The organism is Brevundimonas sp. AJA228-03, from assembly GCF_017795885.1.
Lineage (GTDB): Bacteria > Pseudomonadota > Alphaproteobacteria > Caulobacterales > Caulobacteraceae > Brevundimonas.
Window position 1 is genome coordinate 453,172 of sequence record NZ_CP059297.1, and the last position, 14,806, is coordinate 467,977.

Annotated in this window: 16 protein-coding genes; 6 read left to right on the forward strand and 10 right to left on the reverse strand. The window is 67.6% G+C overall.

Going from position 1 to position 14,806, the window contains the following annotated elements; translation table 11 throughout:
- Nucleotides 1-23: 23 nt before the first annotated feature.
- Together HZ989_RS02390 and HZ989_RS02395 are read right to left on the reverse strand one after the other, a co-directional pair.
- Nucleotides 24-710: a response regulator transcription factor gene (locus tag HZ989_RS02390; protein WP_209322055.1), complete on the reverse strand. Its 687-nt coding sequence runs from the start codon at nucleotides 708-710 to the stop codon at nucleotides 24-26.
- Nucleotides 711-770: 60 nt separating this feature from the next.
- Nucleotides 771-1,496, reverse strand: coding sequence for a YggS family pyridoxal phosphate-dependent enzyme (locus HZ989_RS02395; RefSeq protein WP_209322056.1), 726 nt, complete (start codon nucleotides 1,494-1,496; stop codon nucleotides 771-773).
- Here HZ989_RS02395 and HZ989_RS02400 point away from each other — a divergent pair.
- On the forward strand, nucleotides 1,495-2,145 hold the full coding sequence (locus HZ989_RS02400) for a thiamine phosphate synthase (protein ID WP_209322057.1): 651 nt from the start codon (nucleotides 1,495-1,497) through the stop codon (nucleotides 2,143-2,145). The two genes, HZ989_RS02395 and HZ989_RS02400, sit on opposite strands and share 2 nt — an antisense overlap.
- On the opposite strand, the gene HZ989_RS02405 is transcribed toward HZ989_RS02400, so the two are convergent.
- Nucleotides 2,142-2,537 carry an NtrZ family periplasmic regulatory protein gene (locus HZ989_RS02405; protein WP_209322058.1) on the reverse strand — a complete coding sequence of 132 codons (396 nt, stop codon included), beginning with the start codon at nucleotides 2,535-2,537 and terminating at the stop codon, nucleotides 2,142-2,144. The two genes, HZ989_RS02400 and HZ989_RS02405, sit on opposite strands and share 4 nt — an antisense overlap.
- 369 nt (nucleotides 2,538-2,906) lie before the next feature.
- Here HZ989_RS02405 and HZ989_RS02410 point away from each other — a divergent pair, with 369 nt between their 5' ends.
- From HZ989_RS02410 to holA, 4 genes are all read left to right on the forward strand, one after another.
- Nucleotides 2,907-3,359 carry a DUF3576 domain-containing protein gene (locus HZ989_RS02410; protein ID WP_209322059.1) on the forward strand — a complete coding sequence of 151 codons (453 nt, stop codon included), beginning with the start codon at nucleotides 2,907-2,909 and terminating at the stop codon, nucleotides 3,357-3,359.
- Nucleotides 3,360-3,553: 194 nt separating this feature from the next.
- Nucleotides 3,554-6,151: a leucine--tRNA ligase gene (leuS, locus tag HZ989_RS02415; RefSeq protein ID WP_209322060.1), complete on the forward strand. Its 2,598-nt coding sequence runs from the start codon at nucleotides 3,554-3,556 to the stop codon at nucleotides 6,149-6,151.
- Nucleotides 6,152-6,631: an LPS assembly lipoprotein LptE gene (gene lptE / locus HZ989_RS02420; RefSeq protein WP_209322061.1), complete on the forward strand. Its 480-nt coding sequence runs from the start codon at nucleotides 6,152-6,154 to the stop codon at nucleotides 6,629-6,631.
- Nucleotides 6,628-7,680, forward strand: a complete 1,053-nt coding sequence (gene holA / locus HZ989_RS02425; RefSeq protein WP_209322062.1) for a DNA polymerase III subunit delta — start codon at nucleotides 6,628-6,630, stop codon at nucleotides 7,678-7,680. The genes lptE and holA overlap by 4 nt, the downstream gene beginning before the upstream one ends.
- Nucleotides 7,681-7,686: 6 nt before the next feature.
- On the opposite strand, the gene HZ989_RS02430 is transcribed toward holA, so the two are convergent.
- From HZ989_RS02430 to HZ989_RS02460, 7 genes are all read right to left on the reverse strand, one after another.
- The gene (locus HZ989_RS02430; RefSeq protein ID WP_209322063.1) at nucleotides 7,687-7,863 is read right to left on the reverse strand and encodes a hypothetical protein; all 177 of its coding nucleotides are present in this window, start codon (nucleotides 7,861-7,863) and stop codon (nucleotides 7,687-7,689) included.
- 26 nt (nucleotides 7,864-7,889) lie between these two features.
- Nucleotides 7,890-8,786 carry a ParB/RepB/Spo0J family partition protein gene (locus HZ989_RS02435; RefSeq protein WP_209322064.1) on the reverse strand — a complete coding sequence of 299 codons (897 nt, stop codon included), beginning with the start codon at nucleotides 8,784-8,786 and terminating at the stop codon, nucleotides 7,890-7,892.
- A 21-nt stretch (nucleotides 8,787-8,807) separates the two neighbouring features.
- Complete coding sequence (locus HZ989_RS02440; RefSeq protein WP_209322065.1) at nucleotides 8,808-9,620, reverse strand: ParA family protein; 813 nt, start codon at nucleotides 9,618-9,620, stop codon at nucleotides 8,808-8,810.
- 1 nt (nucleotide 9,621) lies between these two features.
- Nucleotides 9,622-10,236, reverse strand: coding sequence for a 16S rRNA (guanine(527)-N(7))-methyltransferase RsmG (gene rsmG, locus HZ989_RS02445; RefSeq protein ID WP_209322066.1), 615 nt, complete (start codon nucleotides 10,234-10,236; stop codon nucleotides 9,622-9,624).
- Nucleotides 10,236-12,101 (reverse strand): tRNA uridine-5-carboxymethylaminomethyl(34) synthesis enzyme MnmG, encoded by a 1,866-nt coding sequence (gene mnmG, locus HZ989_RS02450; RefSeq protein ID WP_209322067.1) that lies wholly within the window; start codon nucleotides 12,099-12,101, stop codon nucleotides 10,236-10,238. Before mnmG ends, rsmG begins: the two co-directional genes overlap by 1 nt.
- An 82-nt stretch (nucleotides 12,102-12,183) precedes the next feature.
- Nucleotides 12,184-13,485, reverse strand: a complete 1,302-nt coding sequence (gene mnmE, locus HZ989_RS02455) for a tRNA uridine-5-carboxymethylaminomethyl(34) synthesis GTPase MnmE (RefSeq protein ID WP_209322068.1) — start codon at nucleotides 13,483-13,485, stop codon at nucleotides 12,184-12,186.
- Nucleotides 13,486-13,492: 7 nt separating this feature from the next.
- Nucleotides 13,493-13,729 carry a DUF6489 family protein gene (locus tag HZ989_RS02460; protein ID WP_209322069.1) on the reverse strand — a complete coding sequence of 79 codons (237 nt, stop codon included), beginning with the start codon at nucleotides 13,727-13,729 and terminating at the stop codon, nucleotides 13,493-13,495.
- 64 nt (nucleotides 13,730-13,793) lie between these two features.
- On the opposite strand from HZ989_RS02460, the gene HZ989_RS02465 reads away from it, so the two are divergent.
- Nucleotides 13,794-14,765, forward strand: coding sequence for a quinone oxidoreductase (locus tag HZ989_RS02465; protein ID WP_209322070.1), 972 nt, complete (start codon nucleotides 13,794-13,796; stop codon nucleotides 14,763-14,765).
- The last annotated feature ends 41 nt before the right edge of the window (nucleotides 14,766-14,806 follow it).

Sequence of the window (14,806 nt, forward strand, 5' to 3'; positions counted from 1 at the left end):
GTGTCGGGGGCGTCGCACGGTCGTCAGGGCTGAAGGCGGTAGCCGCCGGCGTCCGTCAGCAGCAGCCGCGCCTGACCCGGCTCCGGCTCGATCTTCTGGCGGAGGCGATAGATGTGGGTTTCCAGAGTGTGGGTGGTGACACCGGCGTTGTAGCCCCAGACCTCAGTCAGCAGTTCCTCTCGCGACACCGCCTTGATGCCCGCGCGATAGAGGTATTTCAGGATACTGGTTTCCTTTTCCGTCAGCCGGACCTTCTTGCCCCGGGCGTCCAGCAGCACCTTGGCCGCCGGTCGGAACTCATAAGGGCCGATCTGGAAGACGGCGTCCTCGGACTGTTCGTGACTGCGTAGATGAGCGCGGATGCGGGCCAGCAGCACGGCGAACCGGAAGGGCTTGGTGACATAGTCATTGGCCCCGGCGTCGAGGCCCAGAACCGTGTCGGCATCGGAATCCTGGGCTGTCAGCATGATGACAGGGGTGGAGACGCCGTCCTTCCTCAACAACCGGCACGCCTCGCGGCCGTCCATGTCGGGCAGATCGACGTCCAGCAGGATCAGGTCGGCGCGGATCTCGCGGCCGAGGCGGACGCCCTCGGTGGCGGTCGAGGCCTGGACGGTCTTGAACTCCTCGTGCAGCGCCAGCTGCTCGGCGAGCGCCTCGCGCAGGTCGTCGTCGTCGTCGATGATGAGCAGGGTCTTGGCTGTCGGCATCTGTCTAGAATGGCGAGGCTTGAGGCAAACGCCAAGGCGGTGCCGGAAATTGGTCCGAAATCAGGGCCTGGAGGGCATCTGGACCGGGTTTCGTTCCCCGAACAGCGCCGATCCGATCCGGACATGGGTCGCGCCCAGCCGGATCGCGGCCTCGTAATCGCCGCTCATCCCCATCGACAGGACGCCCAGTCCGTTCCGTTCCGCGATTTTCTTCAACAGGGCGAAATGCAGGATGGGCTCCTCGTCGGTCGGCGGAATGGCCATCAGCCCCTCCACTGTCAGCCCCTGAGCCCGCGCCAGGGCGATCAGGGCATCGGCCTGCCGCGGCGCGACCCCGGCCTTCTGCGGCTCCTCGCCGGTATTGACCTGGACCAGCAGGCGCGGCGACCGTCCGGTCTTCGATGCCGCCGAGACCAGGGCCCCGACCAGCTTTTCGCGGTCCAGCGTCTCGATTACGTCGAACAGGGCCACGGCATCCTCGGCCTTGTTGGATTGCAAGGGCCCGATCAGGCGCAGTTCCAGATCAGGCCGTCGGGCGCGCCGGTCCAGCCAGCGCCCCTGGGCCTCCTGCACCCGGTTCTCGCCGAACACGCGCAGTCCGGCCGCCAGAGCCGCATCGATGGCCTCGGGGGGTTGGGTCTTGGACACGGCGGTCAGGATGATCGAGGACGGGTCGCGGCCGGCGGCTGTGGCCGCTGCCGTCATCCGGGCCCGGACGGCCGTCAGCCGTCCCGTGAAGCCGGGGTCGCTGGACGCGGGAGCGGAAGCGGGCAAAGAGGCGGTCATGACTGAGCCGGTAATGATGGGCACGGCGGCCACGCGACTGTGGGCCGGTGCCCGGGCCTTAGCCCGTGCGGCCGCCGCTGTCAGGGGGGGCGCGCCGTCGCGGGTGCCGCCCCTGCTGTTCTTTACCGATCCCCGGCGGACGCCCAGGCCGTGGGAGATCGTCGCGCGCATGCCGGCAGGGTCGGGTGTCGTCTACCGGTCCTTCGGCGCGAACGATGCCCGGGACACGGCCGACCGACTTCGGACCGTGACGGCAGAACGCGGCATGGCCCTGCTGATCGGCATGGACAGCGCCCTGGCCGAGGCCGTAGGCGCGGACGGGCTTCATCTGCCCGAGCGGGCGTTGTCGGCGGCCTATGCGCTGTCGGGACGGCGACCGGACTGGATCCTGACCGCAGCTGTGCATTCGGTCGAGGCGGCTCTGGCGGCCCGCGATCTCGACGCGGTCGTCCTGTCTCCCGTCTTTCCGGCAGGCGGGGCCTCCTCCGCCAGAACCGCCCTTGGCGTCCAGGCGCTGGCCGACGTAGCGGCGAACCGGCCGGTCATCGCGCTGGGCGGCATCACGGCCGACACTGTGGCGGATCTGGTGCGAACGGGCGCCACGGGGGTGGCAGCCGTCTCCAGCATCGCCGAAGCCTTCGCCGTCTAGAATCGGAACAGGGTCTCGAGGCGGACGCGCGGCTGGGCGCGGCGATCGGTTTCGGCTGCGCGCGCCGGATCCTGCTCGGCCGGGGCCAGACCGGCGGCGGCGCCGACGCGGAGCGACGGCGACAGGCGGTAGTAGGCGCCCGCCTCCACATCACCCCAGCGGGTTTCGCGACCGACAGGCTGGTTCAGGTTGAAATCCAGACCCCAGCGACCGTTCGCGTTCCAGCGCAGGCCACGGCGCGGCGTCGACGGCGCGACGCTGTTGCGGGCCGCACTGGCTTCGGACAGGCTGACGGCCGGGACGCGCGAGCGCGATTGCGCAGCGGCTTCGCCCGCGACGCCAGAGATGGCGGCGGCGATGAACAATCCGGCGATGACGACGCGAAGCCGCATTTCCAACCCTTGAGTCCGACGTTTCGTCGCCGGACCTTTTTTCTGAACCGGCGTTTTCGCCGAGAACACACCGATTAGACACCGGTGGTCCGCCCGGTCAATGGAACCCCGTCGAACGATCCCGGTTGCAGCGACTCTAGGCTCCCTCTGTGGCGCAAGCGTCACGGGAATGCGTCAGGAAGGCGTTCGCCCGAACGGCGAGTGGCCGGCGTCGAGCGCCGTCGGGGCGACCGGAACGCCATTGCCTTGTCATCGCCCCTTTTCAGCGTGTTATAGAGCCTTGCTTCGCTGCGCGCCCTTCAATGGGGACGTCGAGGTGCCCGTGTCCCGAAGGGGCCATGGGTCGATCCTGGGATGGAGACAAGACGAATGGCGTATGTTCGCGGCAAGACGGTCGTAGCGGCCACGGCCCTGGCCCTCGGCGGTCTGGTTCTGGCGGGGTGCGGCAGCCTGCCCTTCATCGGCGATCGACCGACTCCCCGGGCCAATGCCCAGCAGGGGATCGGCGTCAACGGCTATCTGTGGCGTGCCACCCTGGACACGCTCAGCTTCATGCCCCTGCTGACCGCCGACCCGTGGGGCGGCGTCGTCAACTATGACTGGTACATCAATCCCCAGACCCCGAACGAGCGGTTCAAGGCCACGGTCTTCATCCTCGACACCCGTCTGCGCGCCGATGCCCTCAACGTCACCGTGACCAGGGAGGTCAAGGACGCCTCGGGGGCCTGGACCGGCGCGCCGGTCGCCGCCCAGACCGAGGCCGATCTGGAAAACGCGATCCTGACCAAGGCGCGCCAGCTGAACCTGTCCAACGCGGGTTAGGACTCGTCTCCTCCCCATTCGCCCCTTGGCGAAAGGGGAGGTGGATGCGAGCCTCCTGGCGAGCAGACGGAGGGGTTCTTGACGCCCCATGACCGAGTCCGCTTCAAGAACCCCTCCGTCTCGTCGGCTTTCGCCGCCGATCCACCTCCCCGTCGCCACAGGGGCGACAGGGAGGAGACTCGACAAGGAATCCCGTGTCCGCCTCTTCGACCCGCTACGATCCCAAGACCGCCGAACCCCGTCAGCAGGCCCGCTGGGCGGAGGCGGGTGCCTTCGTCACCCGCGACACGGGTCGCCCGAAATACTATGTCCTTGAAATGTTTCCCTATCCGTCGGGGAACATCCACATGGGTCACGCCCGCAACTATGTGATGGGCGACGTGGTGGCGCGTCACAAGCGGGCCCAGGGGTATGACGTCCTGCATCCGATGGGCTGGGATGCCTTTGGTCTGCCGGCCGAGAATGCCGCCATGGAGCGGGGAATTCACCCCGGCGCATGGACCTATTCCAACATCGCCTCCATGCGCGATCAGCTGAAACTGCTGGGTCTTTCGCTGGACTGGTCGAGGGAGTTCGCCACCTGCGATCCCGCCTACTATGGCAAGCAGCAGGCCTGGTTCCTGGAGCTGTTCAGGCGGGGTCTGGCCTATCGCAAGGACTCGGTTGTCAACTGGGATCCGGTCGACAATACCGTCCTGGCCAACGAACAGGTCGTGGACGGTCGCGGCTGGCGCTCCGGAGCCCCGGTCGAGAAGCGCAAGCTGAACCAGTGGTTCCTGCGCATCACCGACTATGCCGACGACCTGATCGAGGGCCTCAAGGACCTGGATCGCTGGCCCGACAAGGTCCGGCTGATGCAGGAGAACTGGATCGGCAAGAGCCGCGGGGCCACCGTCTGGTGGGACATCGCCGAGGGTCCCGGGTTCCTGCCCGCCGCACCGGACGGCCAGCCCAGCCATGACCGCGACCCGGTCGAGGTCTATACAACCCGGCCCGATACCCTGTTCGGGGCCAGCTTCCTGGCCCTGGCGCCCGACCATCCCCTGACGAAGGCGATCGCCGAACACCGTCCGGATGTCGCCGCCTTCGTGAAGGCCTGCGCCCGGACCGGCACCAGCGAGGCCGATATCGAAAAGGCGGAAAAGCTGGGCATCGACTTGGGCCTGCGCGTCCGTCATCCGTTCGATCCCGGGCGCACCGTGCCGGTCTGGGCGGCGAATTTCGTCCTGTCGACCTATGGATCGGGCGCCATTTTCGGTTGCCCGGGCCATGACCAGCGCGACCTGGACTTCGCCCGCAAATACGATCTGCCGGTCGTACCCGTGGTCCGTCCTGACGGGGCGGAGGACGTCGAGATCGGCACCGAGGCCTATGTCGGCCCGGGCACGATCTTCAATTCGGACTTTCTGGACGGCCTGTCGGTCGAGGCGGCCAAGGCCGAGGCGATTCGCCACCTGGAGGCCTCCGATCACGGCAAGGGCACCACCATCTATCGCCTGCGCGACTGGGGCGTGTCCCGCCAGCGCTACTGGGGCTGCCCCATCCCCATCGTTCATTGCGCCGCCTGCGGCGTGGTCGAGGTCCCGGCCGATCAGCTGCCCGTCGTCCTGCCGGACGACGTGACCTTCGACGTCCCCGGCAATCCGCTGGACCGCCATCCGACCTGGAAGCACGTCAAATGTCCGTCCTGCGGAGCCGATTCGACACGCGAGACCGACACGCTCGATACCTTCGTCGATTCCAGCTGGTATTTCGCCCGTTTCACCGATCCGACGGCGGCCGAGCCGATCAGTAAGGCCGCCGCCGACCGCTGGCTGGCCGTCGACCAGTATATCGGCGGGGTCGAGCACGCGGTCCTGCACCTGCTGTATGCCCGGTTCATCACACGCGCCCTGTCCGACGCCGGCATGCTGTCGGTGAAAGAGCCCTTCGCCGGCCTGTTCACGCAAGGGATGGTGGTCCACGAGACCTATCGGCGGGCCGACGGGGCCTGGGTCGAGCCGACCGACGTCGATCTGGCCAATACCGCCGGGGTCCGCAGCGCCCGCCAGCTGTCCACCGGCGAGACCCTGGTCATCGGCGACATCGAGAAGATGTCCAAGTCCAGAAAGAACGTCGTCGCGCCGCAGGAAATCCTCGACTCGCACGGCGTGGACGCCGGCCGCCTGTTCGTCCTGTCCGACAGCCCGCCCGAACGCGACGTCCAGTGGACCCCCGGCGGCGTCGAGGGTGCCAGCCGCTTCGTCCAGCGCGTCTGGTCCCTGTTCGACAGCTTCGACGCCACGGCAACCGGCGATCCGGCCCAGGATGCGGCCCTGCAGAAGGAAACCCACAAGGCCATCAAGGCCGTGTCCGAGGGGGTCGAGGGCTTCCGCTTCAACTCGGCCATCGCCAAGCTCTATGCCTTCGTCGCCACCCTGCGCGACCATGACACGGCCTCCGGCCCCGCCCGGCGCGAGGCCCTGTCGGCCCTGGCCCGGCTGATCGCCCCCTTCACGCCGCATCTGGCCGAGGAAGGCTGGACCCGCCTGGGCAAGACCGGGATGGTGCTGGATGCCCCTTGGCCGGTCTTCGATCCGGCGCTGGCGGCCGATGATGAGGTGGTCCTGCCGATCCAGATCAACGGCAAGCGTCGGGGCGAGATCACCATGCCGCGCGGGGCCGATGCAAGGACCGTCGAGGCCGAGGCACTCGCCAATCCCGGCGTTCAGGCCTATCTGGAGAGCCAGGGCCAATCCATCCGCAAGGTGATCGTCGTGCCGGACCGCATCGTCAATCTGGTGGCCGGCTAGATGTCGGTTCGCGGCCTTGCAGCCCTGGGTGTCGCCGCCGGGCTTCTGGCCGGATGCGGCTTCACGCCGTTGTACGGGGACACCGGGGCCTCTGCATCTTTGTCCCGTATCACCGTGACGACCCAGGACGATCGCCTCGGCTATCGGTTGCGAGAGCAGCTGGAGGACGCCCTGGGCCGGGATCGTGCCACCGCCCCGCTCTATCGGCTTGAAACCACAGTCGAGCAGAGCCGCCGCCCGCTGGGTCGCCGGATTGACGATACCGCCACCCGCTACCAGCTGACGGTGCGCGGGACCTGGGCCCTGACCCCGACGTCGGGCGGAACGCCCCGAACCGGCAGCCAGACCGTGACCACCACCTATGCTGCCGCCGACCAGCCCTATGCCGCCATCGCAGCCCAGCAGGACGGCGAGGACCGCGCGGCCGCCGAACTGGCCCGGATGATCCGTCTGGACCTGATGCGGGCCCTGGCCGAGTGATCCTGGCCAAACGGCCCGAGGTGGACCGCTTCCTGTCGCGGCCCGACGCCGGGATTTGCGCCGCCGTGATCCACGGCAAGGACCGGTCCGGCGTCGCCGAACGCGCCGAAATCCTGTGCAGGGCCATCACCCCCGACCTGGATGACCCCTTCAACGTCACGGTCCTGACCGACAGCGACATCGACGGGGACGAGGCCCGGCTGGAGGAAGCCCTGACGGCGCTCAGCATGATCGGCGGGCGACGGCTGGTCCGCGTGCGGCTCGGGGCCGACAAGGCCTCGATCGACAGGATGCTGGCAGCGGCACTGAAGACCCACGGCGACGGCGGCTACAATCCCGACGCCATGCTGGTCATAGAGGCCGGGGCGCTGGGCCGCGACTCCGCCCTGCGCAAGGCTGCAGAGGCGGGCAAGGCCTCGGTCGGGATCGCCTGCTATGAGGACGAGGCCGGCGACATCGCCCGGATGACGCGCGAGGCCCTGGCCGCCGACAAGGTCGGTCTGACGTCGGACGCCCTCGCCGCCTTCGTCGCGCGTTTGCCCAGGGAGCGCGGCCTGATGCGTCAGGAGATCGAGCGTCTGGCGCTGTATGTCGGCCCGGGCTCCGGCCGCACGATCGACCTGGAGGAACTGGAGGCGCATCTGGGGGTGGAAGCGGACGCATCCCTGGCCGATGCCGCGCTTCAGGCCTTCGGCGGCAGACCCGCCCCGGCCCAGAGCGGCCTACGCCGCGCCCTGGCCGAGGGCGAAAGTGCGGTCATGGCGGTCCGCTCGGCCTCGATCCACCTCGGAAAGCTTCGTCGGATCAATGTCTTGCAGCTTTCTGGGGCCGGCGCCAAGGAGGCGGCCAGGGCAGCGGGCGTATTCTGGAAGCAGGAGGCGGAAATGCTGCGTCAGGCCCGGGCCTGGCGACTGGAGGAGCTCGACATCGTCCAGGACAGTGTCAACACGGCCGACATCGCCACCAAGACGACCGGCATGCCGGAACACCTGATCGCCGAACGGCTGCTGCTGGAAATCGCGGGTCGCGCCCGGCGGCTGGGGCTGTAGACGACCTCAGCCCCGCTTCGACGCCTTGCGGAAGGCGGGCTTGGCCAGGGTGACATTCCTGGCGGCCACGGCGCGTTCTTCGGACTTGCCGCCGGACATACCGGCGTGGGCCGGGGCATTGGCCTTCTTGGCGGCCAGGACGCGTTTCAGGGCTTCGGATGCAGTTTCGGGCATGTCGGTCATTCGCCCACCCTAGCACAGTTGCCGGATCAGGCCTTCATCAACCGGCGGCACAGGTCGTCGAGCTGTTCCAGGCTGGCATAGGACAGGGTCAGCTCACCCCGCCCGCCGCGGTCCGACAGCGCCACCTTCAGACCCAGGGCATCGGCCAGATCCTGTTGCAGCGCCGCAGTGTCGGCCGAGGCCAGCCCCGTTCTGGTACCGCCTGCCCCTGCCTTTGCCTTTGCGGGACCCTGGGCCGCGCGTCTGGCCAGGGCCTCGGTCTGACGCACATTGAGGCCGTCGCGCTCGACCTGGGCGGCCAGGGCACCGGGGTCAGGGGCCGTGATCAGGGCTCTGGCGTGGCCGGCGCTGAGCTTTCCGTGCCGCACGAACCAGAGCACCTCCTCGGGCAGCTGGAGCAGACGCAGGGTATTGGCCACATGACTGCGGCTCTTGCCCACGATCCCGGCCACGGCGTCCTGCGTTCGCCCGAACCGCTCCATCAGCATGCGATAGGCGTCGGCCTCCTCCAGCGGATTGAGGTCCGCCCGCTGGACATTCTCGATGATCGCGACCTCGAAGACCTCGACGTCGTCCATCTCGCGCACGACGATCGGCACCTCCGTGAGGCGCGCGGCCTGGGAGGCCCGCCAGCGCCGCTCTCCGGCGATGATCTGCCAGACTCCGTCCTCGCCAGGCTGGGTCCGGACAAGGATCGGCTGAAGCACACCCTTGTCGCGGATCGAGGTCGCCAGTTCATCCAGATCGGACTGGGTAAAGATCTTGCGGGGCTGATCGGGATTGGGTTTGAGGCTCTCGATCGGTGCCATCTGCACGCCGCCGGGCACCGGCTGGCCACCGGTCACGGGCACGGGGGTTTCGGCCACGGGCTCTCCCAGCAGCGCCGACAGACCGCGACCAAGACCTCTTTGACGTTCAGACAAGATATTGATTCCGTTTCGTTATCAGGCGGCAGCGAGGGATTTCAGACGGCGCCGCTCGCGGCCGACCACTTCCTTTGCCAGGCGCAGATAGGCCTGGCTGCCGGAGCATTTGAGGTCATAGATCAGGACGGGCTTCCCGAATGACGGCGCCTCCGAGACCCGGACGTTCCTGGGAATCACCGCCTCATAGACCTTGTCGCCGAAATGGGCCCTCACGTCCGCCGCCACCTGCCCCGACAGGGCATTGCGGCGGTCGTACATGGTCAGGACCAGCCCCTGGATCTCAAGCGACGGATTCAAGGACTGTCGGACCATGTCGATGGTCTTCATCAACTGGGTCAGCCCTTCCAGGGCGAAGAACTCGCACTGCAACGGGACCAGCACACCGTCGGCCGCTGACATGGCGTTGAGCGTCAGCAGGTTCAGCGATGGCGGGCAGTCGATCAGGACATAGTCATACCCGGTGCTGCCGGCCTCGCCCTGCCGCATCAGCGCGTCGCGCAGACGGTAGGAACGCCTGTCCGCGTGACTCAGTTCGATCTCGACGCCCGACATATCGGCATCGGCAGGAATGATGTGCAGGCCGGGAACCGTCGTCGGTACGGCCGCGTCATGGACGGACCGTCCATCGACGATGACATCGTAGATGGTGATGCGTCGTGTTTCACGTGGAACGCCCAGACCCGTGGAGGCGTTGCCCTGGGGGTCCATGTCAACGATCAGGACCTTCTCGCCGATCGCGGCCAGGGCCGTGCCGAGGTTGATCGCAGTGGTGGTCTTGCCGACCCCGCCCTTCTGGTTCGAGACGGCGAGGACGCGGGCGGTCTTGGTCATGCTAGACACGGCGTTTGGCGCTCCGGACGGTCACGATGCGCCCGCGCGGGTCGCTGCGCGAGACAGTGAGATCGGCCTCCACTTGCCAGACCTTGGACGCCTCCTGCAACTCGACCTCGGCCTTCTCTCCCTTGAGAAACAGACCTTGTGCACCGCGAGACAGACAGGGCTGTGCATAACCCAGCAGCTTCTCCATCGGGGCCACCGCGCGCGCCGTTACGATGTCGACCTTCAGCGTCTGCGCCTCGGCCCGGCCCCAGACAACGGTCGCCGGAAGCGCGAGTTGGTCGACGACCGTCTGCAGGAAACGGCAGCGTTTCTGCAGTGAATCGATCAGCCAGACGTGCGATCCCGGACGCCCCTTGGCCAGCACGGCCAGCACGACACCCGGAAACCCTGCGCCCGCGCCCAGATCCGCCCAGGTCCTGCCCAATCCGGCCAGATCGATCAACTGGGCCGAGTCCCAGGCATGGCGGTTCCAGAAGTCCGGCAGGCTGTCGGGCCCGACCAGATTCATGACCGCGTTCGCCTCGGTCAGCATGACCCGGAACCGCTCGAGATCGGCCATCCGCTCCGGCCAGGCCCCGGTCAGACGTTGAAACTCGTCGGCGGTCATCAGGCCGCGACCGCCGTCCGTTTCACATGCGACAGCAGGGCCGTCAGCGCGCCCGGGGTGACCCCCTCGATCCGACCGGCCTGCCCCAGGGTCCGGGGCTGGACCATCGACAGCTTCTCGCGCACCTCATTCGACAGACCGCCGATCGCCGCATAGTCCAGGTTGGCCGGCAGGGTCAGCGCCTCCTCCCGACGCAGGGCCTCGGCATCGGCCGTCTGGCGATCCAGATATCCGGCATAGCCCGCATCGATCTCGACCTGTTCACGGATGGCCGCCGGCCAGGACTGGATCACCGGATAGGCGACTTCGAACTGCGTCAGGCTCACACCCGGATAGGCCAGCAGATCGCGCATCGAGCGGCGCTGGCCGTCGGCATTGACCGCGATTCCCAGACCCTGGGCCTCGTTCGGCGTGAACCGGGTATCCCGAACCATGGTGGTGGCAACCGCAAGCGCGGCGGCCTTGGTCTCGAAGGCCGACCGGCGCACGCCCGACACGATCCCGGCCGTGATGCCGACCGGCGTTAACCGTTGATCCGCATTGTCGGCGCGCAGCGTCAACCTGTATTCGGCCCGGCTGGTGAACATCCGGTAGGGCTCGGTCACACCCCGTGTGACCAGATCGTCGATCATCACGCCGATATAGGCCTGGTCCCGCGCCAGAACGATTTCGGCCGATCCAGCCGCCGCTCGCGCTGCGTTCAGACCCGCGATCAACCCTTGAGCGCCGGCTTCCTCATACCCGGTTGTACCATTGATCTGACCGGCCAGAAACAGGCCCGGCCGACGCTTCACCTCCAGCGCCGGGGTCAGCTCGCGCGGATCGACATAATCATATTCGATCGCATAGCCGAACCGCAACACGTCGACGGTTTCAAGTCCGGGCATCGTCTTCAGGAAGGCCATCTGGGTCTCGGGCGAGACCGACGTCGAAATGCCGTTCGGATAGACCGTCGGATCGTCCAGTCCCTCGGGCTCAAGAAAGACCTGATGCGAGGTCTTGTCGGCGAACCGCACCACCTTGTCCTCGATCGACGGACAATAGCGCGGACCCCGTCCGGTCAGATGACCGCCATAGACAGCGCTCTCACCCAGGTTGGCGGCGATGATGGCGTGTGTGTCTTCGGTCGTCTGGGTGATGCCGCAGGCGATCTGGGGCACCGTGATCCGATCGGTCAGGAAGCTGAAGGGGACCGGCTCCGCATCGGCCGCCTGCATCTCCAGCCTGTCCCAGCCGATGGTGCGGCCGTCCAGACGAGCGGGCGTGCCGGTCTTCAATCGACCCATCTTCAGGCCGGCACCATAAAGATCCCGGGCGAGGCCGGTCGAGGGGGCCTCGCCATGTCGGCCGGCAGGCGTTCGGACATCGCCCTGATGGATGACCCCGTTCAGGAAGGTGCCTGTCGTCAGAACGACGGCCCCGGCCCGCAGCGCCACAGCCTCGCCCGTCGTCACGCCCACCACGCGGTCACTGTCCAGAATCAGGGCCTCGGCCGTCCCGGCCATCAGGGTCAGATTCGGCGTCGATGCGAGTTCGGCCTGCATGGCCTCGCGGTACAGACGGCGGTCGATCTGGCTTCGAGGTCCGCGCACAGCCGCACCTTTCGACCGGTTCAGCATGCGGAACTGAATGCCGGACACATCGGCCAGCCGTCCCATCAGACCGTCGAGCGCATCGATCTCGCGTACCAGATGGCCCTTGCCCAGGCCGCCGATGGCCGGGTTGCAGCTCATCTCACCGATGGTTTCCAGCGTCTGGGTCAACAACAGGGTGCGCGCGCCGGTCCGGGCGGAGGCGGCCGCGGCCTCGCAGCCGGCATGGCCGCCGCCGATCACGATGACATCGAAGGCAGTGGGGGAGCTCATGAGCGGGGACATAGGCGAAACCACAGCCGAACGCCACTCACCCCACTGTTTCACGTGAAACAGAGAGGGCGGCCAGGCCGGGCTATTTGCCGATACAGAAGGTGGAGAAAACCTCTCCGAGGATGTCCTCGACCCCGATCTCGCCCGTGACCCGGCCCAGAGCCTCCGCTGCCCGGCGAAGATCGTCTCCGGCCAGCTCCGGGGCATCGAGCAGCCGCATGCGCCCGGCCTCGATCGCCGCCAGCGACTCCGTCAGCCGTCGGCGATGCCGTTCGCGGGTCACGGCCGGGAAATCCGAGCCCGACAGATCCCGCTCAAGCCGGGCCTGAATAGCGTCGCGGAGACGGCCAAGTCCCGCCCCCGTGGTAGCGCTGACGGCAAACCCCGGGCGGGAGAGATCGGCCGTCGGCAGATCGGCCTTGGTCCAGACAACGAGGTCCTCGCTCCGAACGAAGGTCGCCGCGTCGCCCTCCGGGTCGCCGGGCCCTCGCACCCAGAGGCGAAGGTCTGCGGCCTGTGCCCGGGCGCGCGCACGACGGACGCCCTCGGCCTCGACCAGATCGTCGCTGTCGCGAAGACCGGCGGTGTCCGACAGGGTCACGGCATAGCCGCCGATGACGATGTCGGCATCCAGCACATCCCGCGTCGTTCCGGCGATCGGCGTGACGATGGCGGCCTCGCGCGCGACCAGGGCGTTGAACAGAGCCGACTTCCCGGCATTGGTCTCGCCGATCAGGACGATGCGATAGCCCTCTCGCACCCGTCGCCCCCGATCGGCATCGGCCAGGGCTGCCGTCAGATCTTCGATCAGACTGTCCAGCACCGGCCCGGCGGTTCGCGCCAGTTGGTCGGGCACATCATCGTCGGGAAAGTCGATCTCGGCCTCGACAAGAGCCAGGGCCTTCAACAGATCGCGCCGGAACCCGGCATAGGCCTGCGACAGCGCGCCTTCGAGCTGACCCAGGGCCTGGGCCGCCTGGGCCGTCGTTTCGGCGTCGATAAGATCGGCAACCGCTTCGGCCTGGGCCAGGTCCATCCGCCCGTTCTCGAAAGCGCGGCGCGTGAACTCGCCGGGATCGGCGGGGCGCACGCCCAGAGCGATCAGGGCTCTGCTCGCCGCCTCGACCACGGCGCGGCCGCCGTGGAGATGCAGTTCGGCGCAGTGCTCTCCGGTGTAGCTGTTCGGCGCGGGGAAGCGCAGCACCAGCGCCTTGTCGATAACCTCTGCGCCATGCCGAAGTGTTCGCAGCGATGCGACCCGAGCCGGCACGGGTCCCACCCCAAGGCCTGCCAGCGCCGCATCAGTACCGGGTCCGGCGAGGCGCAGGATGGCGATCGCTCCCCGGCCGGGCGGGGTCGCCAGGGCGAAGATGGTGTCGGTCAACGTCGAATCAGGCCTTCGGCACCTGGGTGACGACCGACATCATCTGGCGGAACTGATCCTGGGCCTGCAGTCCGAAGCTGGTCCAGGTCTTCATCAGCTCTTCCGGCTGCATGGCGGTGAGGTTTGCATCCATCCGGGTCTTCATCTCGCTGACCAGCTGGTCGTTCAGAACCGTGACATCCGGCAGGCCCAGAAAGGCACGGGCTTCTTCCGGTGTGCACTCGGCCTCGATCTTGACTTTCATTCTGACGCTCCAACCTCTCGGAGGCCCGTCATAGGCCGAACCGCCCGATCAAAGGAACCCTCCCATGCGTGCCATTCGTCTCTCCCGTGCCGGAGGACCGGAGGTTCTGGAGCTTCAGGAGGTCGAGACCCCTGTACCAGGCCCGGGTCAGATCCTGATCCGGCACGAAGCGATCGGACTGAACTTCATCGATATCTATCACCGGACCGGCCTCTATCCCCTGTCCTTTCCCACCGGTCTCGGTCTGGAGGGCGCAGGGATCGTCGAGGCGATCGGCGATGGCGTGACCCGATTCAGCGTCGGCGACCGCGCCGCCTACGGAACAGGACCGATCGGAGCCTATGCCGAAGCTCACGTCGTCGATGCGGGCCGCGCCGTCCGGTTTCCCGCCGACGTACCCCTGAAGACGGCGGCGGCAGTCATGCTGAAGGGTATGACCTCCGAGTGCCTGGCCAGGCGCGTGTTTCACGTGAAACAGGGAGACGCCGTTCTCGTCCATGCGGCGGCCGGCGGAGTGGGGTTGATCCTGTGTCAGTGGCTCCACTCGCTGGGAGCCACCGTCATCGGCACGGTCGGCGACGAGTCCAAGGCCAACATCGCACGCGCCCACGGCTGCGACCATGTGATCCTCTACAAGACCGACGACATCGCCGGGCGGGTCAGGGCCCTCACCGACGGCCTGGGCTGCGCGGTCGTCTACGATTCAGTGGGCCGGGATACGCTGGAATCCTCTCTCGCCAGCCTGAGCCGCAGGGGCCTGCTGGTCAGTTTCGGAAACGCCTCCGGGCCCGTCCCGCCGATCGAGCCGCTCCGGCTCTCTCGCGGGGGGTCGCTGTTCCTGACCCGCCCGACCCTGTTCGACTATGTGGCCACGACGGAGGAACTGGACGAAAGCGCCGGCGCCCTGTTCGCGATGATACAGTCGGGTGCCATAACGGTCGAGATCGGCCAGACCTTCCGGTTGGATCAGGTCCGGGAAGCGCACGAGGCGCTCGCCGGGCGACAGACGACGGGCTCTACCCTGCTGATCCCGTGAATGTCTCCTCCCCGTGCGCACCGCGAACAGGGAGGAAAGCC

What these genes read in the sequence shown, in the direction of transcription:
- HZ989_RS02465 (WP_209322070.1), top strand. Translation starts at nt 13,794, where the DNA reads ATGCGTGCCATTCGTCTCTCCCGTGCCGGAGGACCGGAGGTTCTGGAG.
- HZ989_RS02440 (WP_209322065.1), bottom strand. Translation starts at nt 9,620, where the DNA reads ATGACCAAGACCGCCCGCGTCCTCGCCGTCTCGAACCAGAAGGGCGGG.
- mnmG (WP_209322067.1), bottom strand. Translation starts at nt 12,101, where the DNA reads ATGAGCTCCCCCACTGCCTTCGATGTCATCGTGATCGGCGGCGGCCAT.
- rsmG (WP_209322066.1), bottom strand. Translation starts at nt 10,236, where the DNA reads ATGACCGCCGACGAGTTTCAACGTCTGACCGGGGCCTGGCCGGAGCGG.
- HZ989_RS02460 (WP_209322069.1), bottom strand. Translation starts at nt 13,729, where the DNA reads ATGAAAGTCAAGATCGAGGCCGAGTGCACACCGGAAGAAGCCCGTGCC.
- HZ989_RS02430 (WP_209322063.1), bottom strand. Translation starts at nt 7,863, where the DNA reads ATGACCGACATGCCCGAAACTGCATCCGAAGCCCTGAAACGCGTCCTG.
- HZ989_RS02400 (WP_209322057.1), top strand. Translation starts at nt 1,495, where the DNA reads ATGACTGAGCCGGTAATGATGGGCACGGCGGCCACGCGACTGTGGGCC.
- HZ989_RS02410 (WP_209322059.1), top strand. Translation starts at nt 2,907, where the DNA reads ATGGCGTATGTTCGCGGCAAGACGGTCGTAGCGGCCACGGCCCTGGCC.
- HZ989_RS02395 (WP_209322056.1), bottom strand. Translation starts at nt 1,496, where the DNA reads ATGACCGCCTCTTTGCCCGCTTCCGCTCCCGCGTCCAGCGACCCCGGC.
- HZ989_RS02405 (WP_209322058.1), bottom strand. Translation starts at nt 2,537, where the DNA reads ATGCGGCTTCGCGTCGTCATCGCCGGATTGTTCATCGCCGCCGCCATC.
- HZ989_RS02390 (WP_209322055.1), bottom strand. Translation starts at nt 710, where the DNA reads ATGCCGACAGCCAAGACCCTGCTCATCATCGACGACGACGACGACCTG.
- lptE (WP_209322061.1), top strand. Translation starts at nt 6,152, where the DNA reads ATGTCGGTTCGCGGCCTTGCAGCCCTGGGTGTCGCCGCCGGGCTTCTG.